The sequence below is a fragment of the Pontibacter sp. HJ8 genome (assembly GCF_054824225.1).
Genome location: NZ_JSYF01000239.1, coordinates 1 through 6,357, shown reverse-complemented (window position 1 = coordinate 6,357; position 6,357 = coordinate 1). Strand labels below are relative to the sequence as shown.

General features: G+C 50.7%; 7 protein-coding genes. 3 read left to right on the top strand and 4 right to left on the bottom strand.

Going from position 1 to position 6,357, the window contains the following annotated elements; genetic code table 11:
• Positions 1 to 145 precede the first annotated feature (145 nt).
• Positions 146 to 697: an SRPBCC family protein gene (locus OB13_RS11300; RefSeq protein ID WP_461490273.1), complete on the top strand. Its 552-nt coding sequence runs from the start codon at positions 146 to 148 to the stop codon at positions 695 to 697.
• Between the two features lie 119 nt (positions 698 to 816).
• Here OB13_RS11300 and OB13_RS11295 read toward each other — a convergent pair whose 3' ends face one another.
• Positions 817 to 2,241, bottom strand: a complete 1,425-nt coding sequence (locus OB13_RS11295; RefSeq protein ID WP_461490272.1) for a PhoH family protein — start codon at positions 2,239 to 2,241, stop codon at positions 817 to 819.
• Positions 2,242 to 2,543: 302 nt separating this feature from the next.
• On the opposite strand from OB13_RS11295, the gene OB13_RS11290 reads away from it, so the two are divergent.
• The gene (locus tag OB13_RS11290) at positions 2,544 to 3,011 is read left to right on the top strand and encodes a toxin-antitoxin system YwqK family antitoxin (protein ID WP_461490271.1); all 468 of its coding nucleotides are present in this window, start codon (positions 2,544 to 2,546) and stop codon (positions 3,009 to 3,011) included.
• Positions 3,012 to 3,019: 8 nt separating this feature from the next.
• Here the strand turns inward: OB13_RS11290 and OB13_RS11285 are convergent, their stop codons facing one another.
• Together OB13_RS11285 and OB13_RS11280 are read right to left on the bottom strand one after the other, a co-directional pair.
• Positions 3,020 to 3,640 (bottom strand): RNA-binding domain-containing protein, encoded by a 621-nt coding sequence (locus OB13_RS11285; RefSeq protein ID WP_461490270.1) that lies wholly within the window; start codon positions 3,638 to 3,640, stop codon positions 3,020 to 3,022.
• A 177-nt stretch (positions 3,641 to 3,817) separates the two neighbouring features.
• The gene (locus OB13_RS11280) at positions 3,818 to 4,195 is read right to left on the bottom strand and encodes a DUF3127 domain-containing protein (protein ID WP_461490269.1); all 378 of its coding nucleotides are present in this window, start codon (positions 4,193 to 4,195) and stop codon (positions 3,818 to 3,820) included.
• A 168-nt stretch (positions 4,196 to 4,363) separates the two neighbouring features.
• Here OB13_RS11280 and OB13_RS11275 point away from each other — a divergent pair, with 168 nt between their 5' ends.
• Positions 4,364 to 5,290, top strand: a complete 927-nt coding sequence (locus OB13_RS11275; RefSeq protein ID WP_461490268.1) for an isoaspartyl peptidase/L-asparaginase family protein — start codon at positions 4,364 to 4,366, stop codon at positions 5,288 to 5,290.
• 15 nt (positions 5,291 to 5,305) lie between these two features.
• Here OB13_RS11275 and OB13_RS11270 read toward each other — a convergent pair whose 3' ends face one another.
• On the bottom strand, positions 5,306 to 6,202 hold the full coding sequence (locus OB13_RS11270; protein WP_461490267.1) for a cyanophycinase: 897 nt from the start codon (positions 6,200 to 6,202) through the stop codon (positions 5,306 to 5,308).
• Positions 6,203 to 6,357: the final 155 nt, after the last annotated feature.

The following is a 6,357-nucleotide window of genomic DNA, read 5'->3' as shown; positions in this document are numbered from 1 at the left end:
GTATATTCTGATCTGATTATACCTGAATAAAAAGATAATAAAATAAATGTTCCCGGGCTTGACTATCCTGCTAATTCTCCTTTAAATTGGTGTACTTTTAGCATTTGATTGTACAATAGCAAAACCTACTCTTACCCCAAATTTTATGAAGGCGTTGATCATCGGGCTCATGTCGCTGCTCGTCGTAATGGCCGCGGGTTATGCCGGGTCTTTTTTGTTGCCGGACGCATGCGAAGTCACCAAAACGGTCGTGGTAGAGGGGGCACCGGAACAGGTGTTTCCATACCTGGAAAACCCTACCCAGTGGGAAAAGTGGAACGTCTGGAACAAGGACTATGACCCTACCATGATACGCCTCTACGGCGGACCTATGGCCGGCAAGGGCGCTTATCAGCAGTGGCACGGCGATCGGTTAGGAGCCGTTCTGATGCACTTTACCGAAAGCACGCCCCCTTCCTTACTTCTGTATAAGCAACAGATAAAAAACGAGCCTTACGAAACGCTGGGCACTTTCCGGCTGGAGCCGGCTGCCGATAGCACCCGTGTGATCTGGCAGCAGAAAACCCGGCTGCCAGAAAATCCCATTGCTCGCTACATAGGTTTTTTCAAGAAGCATACCCTGGAGCAGGAGGCGGAAGAGAGTCTGCAGGCGCTTAAATCTTTGATGGAGGGCAGCGACAAGAAAAAATCTTCCTGAGAACTGCCTGCAGTCCGGGTAGCTCTACCTAGAGATTTAGAATATATCGGATAAAGAAAAGCCGCAGCTAAAATATAGCTGCGGCTTTTACGTTTATAACACCTTCTGTAGGCTGTGCGCTACAGCAGTTCGTTCGCCAGGTTGGCCAGTTCCGATCTTTCCCCTTTCAGAAGGGTGATGTGCGCGTAGAGCGGGTGGTTGCGGGCGCGGTCTATCAGGTAGGAGAGACCGTTGCTCTGTGAGTCCAGGTAGGGCGTATCGATCTGGTAGATGTCACCCGTAAAGACGATCTTGGTGTTCTCCCCGGCCCTCGAAATGATGGTTTTGACTTCGTGCGGTGTCAGGTTTTGCGCTTCATCCACTATAAAAAAGATATTCGACAGGCTGCGTCCCCGGATATAGGCCAGCGGCGTGATCACCAGCTTCTCCAGGTCCACCAGCTCGCGGATCTTCTGATACTCCTTGCTTGTCTCGGCAAACTGGTTCTGAATGTACTTCAGGTTGTCCCAGAGCGGCTCCATGTACGGGTTGAGCTTGGATTTGATATCGCCCGGCAGGTAGCCGATGTCTTTGTTGCTGAGCGGCACAATGGGCCGTGCCAGGTAGATCTGCTTGTATTCGCGGCGCTGCTCAATGGCGGTGGCAAGGGCCAGCAACGTTTTGCCCGTACCGGCCACACCTTGTATGCTCACCAGTTTGATAGCCGGGTTGAGAAGCGCATGCATGGCAAACGTCTGCTCCGCGTTGCGGGGTTTTACGCCAAAAGCACTCTGCTTGTCTACCCGCTCCAGCTGGTTTTCTGTTGGGTTAAAGTAGGAGAGGATGGAGTTCTTAAAGCTCTTGAGTATATAAAAATGATTATCCGGCGGCGTTTCCTTCAGTACTTTGCCGCTCTCGCATTGCCCTTTTTCATACAGCTCATTAATGGCATCGGAAGGTATGTCTTCCAGCGTATCGCTACCGGTATAGAGGCCGGCCACATCCCGGATCTTGCCGGTTTCGTAATCTTCAGCCGTCAGGTTGAGCGAGCGGGCCTTGAGGCGCAGGTTGATATCCTTTGTTACTAGCACTACCTTGCTTTTGGGATGTTCCTGTTGTATGTGCAGGGCAGAGTTGAGAATGTGGTGGTCGTTCTTCACTCCGAATATGGTGTTGGCATCCAGCTTCGCGCTGCCATTCATCTGCACCTTGAACTTTCCTTTGGTCTTGCCATTGAGCGGAATCCACTCCTGCAGCATATGTTCTGAGGAGAGTTTATCAATGAAGCGGATGAACTCCCGTGCCTCGAAATTCTTGATGTCGTTGCCTTTCTTGAAGTTATCCAGCTCCTCGAGCACTGTAATAGGAATGGCGATATCGTGCTCCTGGAAGTTCTGGATAGCGCTGTGGTCGTAGAGAATGACGGAGGTATCCAGGACAAATATCTTTTTGATTTTAGCTTCTGCTGCCTTGGCCTTAGCGGTTTCAGGTACTCTAACAGAGCTGGCGGTAGCAGGGATATTATTCGACTCAGGTTCCTTGGGGTTCTTTGTTGCTTTGGGCATAAGGAATGGGCTAGAGGGTGAAATTCAAAAGTAAGTGGCTTGCTTCTGAAGATAGATCTGCCGGAAGCAAACTTTCGAATCTTTGACTATTTACGAAAAGTCGGGCCCCGGGTCTATGCCCCGATTGCCTCCTATACCGGGTGCAGTTTCCTTTCCGGATACATCTGCTATACCTGCTACTTATATAGGATTGATAGCTAAAACTTTACATTTTTGAATCAGCATAACTAAAAGTTTAGTTATATAAAAATAAATTTGATATTTTTGATCAAAGGCTTATTCCACCCAAAAATTCTGATGAGATGAACAGAAGATTTATCTTTCTCCTGCTCTTAATTCTTGTGCTGCCTTTGCTAACGCAGGCCGGGCCTCCTCTGAAAAAACTCTGGCCATTCCACATCAACCGCTTTGACAAAGAGGGGCGTTTCCATGGCAGGTGGAAGTTATACGATGCAGAACAGACCATCCTGATCCGGAATGGGCGGTTCAGGCATGGGAAGGAGGTTGGAAAGTGGCGCTATTACTACCCGGACGGGAAGCTCAGAAAAGTAGAATATCACACCAATAAGTCAGCTGGTTTCCTGATAAGATTCTACCACGACAACGGGCAGCTGGAAAAAGAAGGTATGGCTCAGGTAGTGGAGACCGAGCGGGAAATCCGGTATTTCTGGTACGGTACCTGGCAGGTATACGACAGGCAAGGGCAGTTCAGCCACACCGAGTATTATGAAAAAGGGAAGGAGATAAAGCTTAAGCTGGCCGAAGACTAGTCAAAAAACTAACTCAAGGTATAATACTCCTCCTTTTCCTTGTCGTGCAGCCGCAGGTAGCCATGAATAACCAGTTTGACCAGAATGCGGTAAGCCCGCCGCTCGGACAGGTTCGCCAGCTTCATGTACTGACGGAGCGTGATGCGCCGGTTCTCAGCCAGGTATACCAGGACAGACTGTTCATGCCGGTCCAGGGGCAGGCGCTCAAACCTGGGCTCCTCCGCCTGCAGCGCCTTGTTGACCATCTTGCTTGTTTGCACGCTGGTATCCCTGACCCGCACATACCCCCGCCAGTCGTCTTCCTTTACTTTAGCAAAATGCGGCTTCTGCGTACTTTCAGGCACCATCACTTTCAATACGGTGCAGCCATCGAGTTCTATTTCTTCATAACGCAGCGCAAGCGGCGGGTCGCAATAAAAGTTGGCAGCCAGTTCCAGCGTATGTTTCTCTTCCTCGGGGTCCACGCCGCATAGCACCCCATTGTCTTTCACCCCGATCAGGACAGTGCCTCCCCGGGTGTTGGCAAAGGACACGAGCGTGCGGGCGATCTTGTCCGGCTGGGTCACCCGCTGCTTGAAATCCAACTGGTCGTTTTCGCCCTGCAATATTAGGCGTTCGAGTTCATCCATGCTAAATAAGAGTAAGTGAGGTATAGCGTTACTGACAGCTATACCTGAACAGGGGTATACCTTCAGGGCATCAGCAGCTGCACCAGATTCGCTTTTGCTATACCTTATACGTGTAGCACGGAAAGGGCATAAAAAAAACGGGCTGCCTGGCCCGCTTTTGCTTTACGTAGTATCGTATTAGAAAGGCAGATCGTTGTCTGCGTCGCTGCTGTAGAAAGAAGGAGCTGATGTCGACTGAGCCGGAGCACCTGGCTGTGCGTTAAAGCCACCACTGGCTGCCGCAGCTTCTACACGCCATGCCTGCAGGTTCGTGAAATACATGGTTTGACCGTTCTTTGTGAAAGGCTTGCCGGTCAGGTTGAACGTAACTTTTACTTCGTCACCAGCTTTGAACTGGTCTACCAGGTTACACTTATCCTGCGTAAGCTGAAATTTGCAGTACTGTGTGAATGATCCGTCAGGAATCTCCAGTACGAACTCACGCTTTCTGAACTTTTCGCTTACTTGCTGCTCCTCAAACACCTCGTACAGCTTGCCTTGAATATCAAACGACATAAAATATACTTTAAATTGATAGATTGTTCTAAGTACAAATATACGAAATCTTTCCCTTACTCAGCCCGCAAAATCTGCTTTCCCGGTAAATTTTTACCTCATTTGGCTCCGTCCAAAACAGGGGGGGCATTACGGGCGTAGGAGGCTAAAACCAATACCTGCAACGCCATGAATAAGTTAGCCATTGCCATACATGGAGGAGCCGGCACCATCACACCGGCCTCCCTGACTCCTGAACTCGAAAAAGCGTACAGAGGAGCCCTGTCCCGTGCGCTCGAAGATGGCTACCGCGTGCTGACCGAAGGCGGCACGGCGCTTGATGCCGTGGAGCTGGCCGTGGTACGGCTGGAAGATTCCCCTTTGTTCAATGCAGGTAAAGGATCTGTGTTCACCAAAGAAGGCAAGCACGAAATGGATGCGGCCATCATGTGCGGCAAAACCCTTGAAGCAGGAGCCGTGGCAGGGGTGAGGAGCATCCGCAACCCGATCAGGCTGACGCGGGCCATCCTGGAACATTCGGATCATGTATTTCTGAGCGGCTACGGAGCCGAAGAGTTTGCCCGTAAATATGACGTTGCCTTTGAGCCGGAAGATTATTTTTATGATCCGTACCGTTACCAACAGTGGCGGGATGTACGCGACACGGACGTATTCATGCTCGACCATAGCAAAGAACGCAAGTTTGGTACGGTAGGGGCCGTGGCCCTCGACGCGTCGGGCAACCTGGCGGCTGCTACCTCTACGGGCGGTATGACCAACAAAAATTATAACCGGATAGGAGATACTCCGCTTATCGGCGCCGGCACCTACGCCAACAATACGACCTGCGCCATTTCCTGCACCGGGCATGGCGAGTTCTTTATGCGGGCGGTGGTTGCCTACGACGTATCCTGCCTGATGGAGTACAAGGGCTATACCTTGCAGCAGGCCTGCGATCTGGTGGTGATGGACAAACTAGTCAAATTTGGGGGAGAAGGAGGGCTTATCGCGGTAGACGCGGCAGGTAACATGGCTTTGCCCTTCAACTCGGCAGGTATGTACAGGGGCTGCCGCTCGACAGAAACCGATGCCATGGTGGCGATCTATAAAGACTGATTTTGAGCAGAGCTGCTAGCTCCCTGGCTCTGTCTGCAGCTCTTTTTTCTCAAGCGAGGCCATGTCTTTGAAGAACTTGCGGGTTTCAATATTATACACGTTCCCTTTGGCCAGCACATGCATCAGCATACCGGCTATTGCCACGGGTTTGCCGACCTCTATCTCCTTGATGTTGCTATACTCTACATGATGGCCGTCCGCAATCACGACCAGGTTGGAGCCGATGGTTTCTATGATGTGACCTTCCGTGATCAGCACACCGGTGTCTTCGCCTAATCCAATACCGACTGTTTTGGGATGCGTCACAACGGCTTCCATCAGCCTGCCGAAGCGCCCCCGGATCACGAAATGCGAATCTATGATCACGCCATCTATCAGACCGAAGCCCCTTCCAATCTTAACAGAGCCCCTCAGTAAGGATTCGGTCGAACTGCCCCCTTTGATCATGATCTCCGACATAACCATGGCACCGGCACTTGTTCCGGCAATGACAAATTCTTCGTGCCAGTAGCGCTGCTGCAGGATATTGAGTATTTCGGTCCCTCCGAAGATCCTGGTCAGGCGGGATTGGTCGCCACCGCTGAACATGACGCCATCTGCCTTTCTGATCCGCTCGATGTACTCAGCTTTATGGGCATCTTCCGCTTCCCGGATATGCATCAGGTTGATGTTTTCGGTGCCCAGGATGCCAAAGGCGCTTTCGTAGCGTTCCCCTACCTCTTCCGGTATTAGGGAAGCAGTCGTGATAACTTCTATGCGGGGATTTTCAGCCGGAATTTCACTCAGGAAGCGCTTGATTATGCCCAGCTCAAAGAAGTCAAGATAATATTTTTTCTTGGACTTCGGGTTCGGGTAGGATCCTTTGTCTTCATTTCCTCCAACTGCTATCAGCTTTCCTTTTGGTCTATCCACGTGCTATAAGGGTTTTCAAGGTTAAAATAATACGCGCAACTCTCGATGAGTAGTTAACCCGGGGCTAAGCCCCTCTAAGAGTACCTGATATTTTAAAATTCGTTACGCCGGGGCCCCACAAATGTATGCAATTACTCCCAGCCAGGATCATTCAG

What these genes read in the sequence shown, in the direction of transcription:
- OB13_RS11290 (WP_461490271.1), top strand. Translation starts at nt 2,544, where the DNA reads ATGAACAGAAGATTTATCTTTCTCCTGCTCTTAATTCTTGTGCTGCCT.
- OB13_RS11285 (WP_461490270.1), bottom strand. Translation starts at nt 3,640, where the DNA reads ATGGATGAACTCGAACGCCTAATATTGCAGGGCGAAAACGACCAGTTG.
- OB13_RS11295 (WP_461490272.1), bottom strand. Translation starts at nt 2,241, where the DNA reads ATGCCCAAAGCAACAAAGAACCCCAAGGAACCTGAGTCGAATAATATC.
- OB13_RS11280 (WP_461490269.1), bottom strand. Translation starts at nt 4,195, where the DNA reads ATGTCGTTTGATATTCAAGGCAAGCTGTACGAGGTGTTTGAGGAGCAG.
- OB13_RS11275 (WP_461490268.1), top strand. Translation starts at nt 4,364, where the DNA reads ATGAATAAGTTAGCCATTGCCATACATGGAGGAGCCGGCACCATCACA.
- OB13_RS11300 (WP_461490273.1), top strand. Translation starts at nt 146, where the DNA reads ATGAAGGCGTTGATCATCGGGCTCATGTCGCTGCTCGTCGTAATGGCC.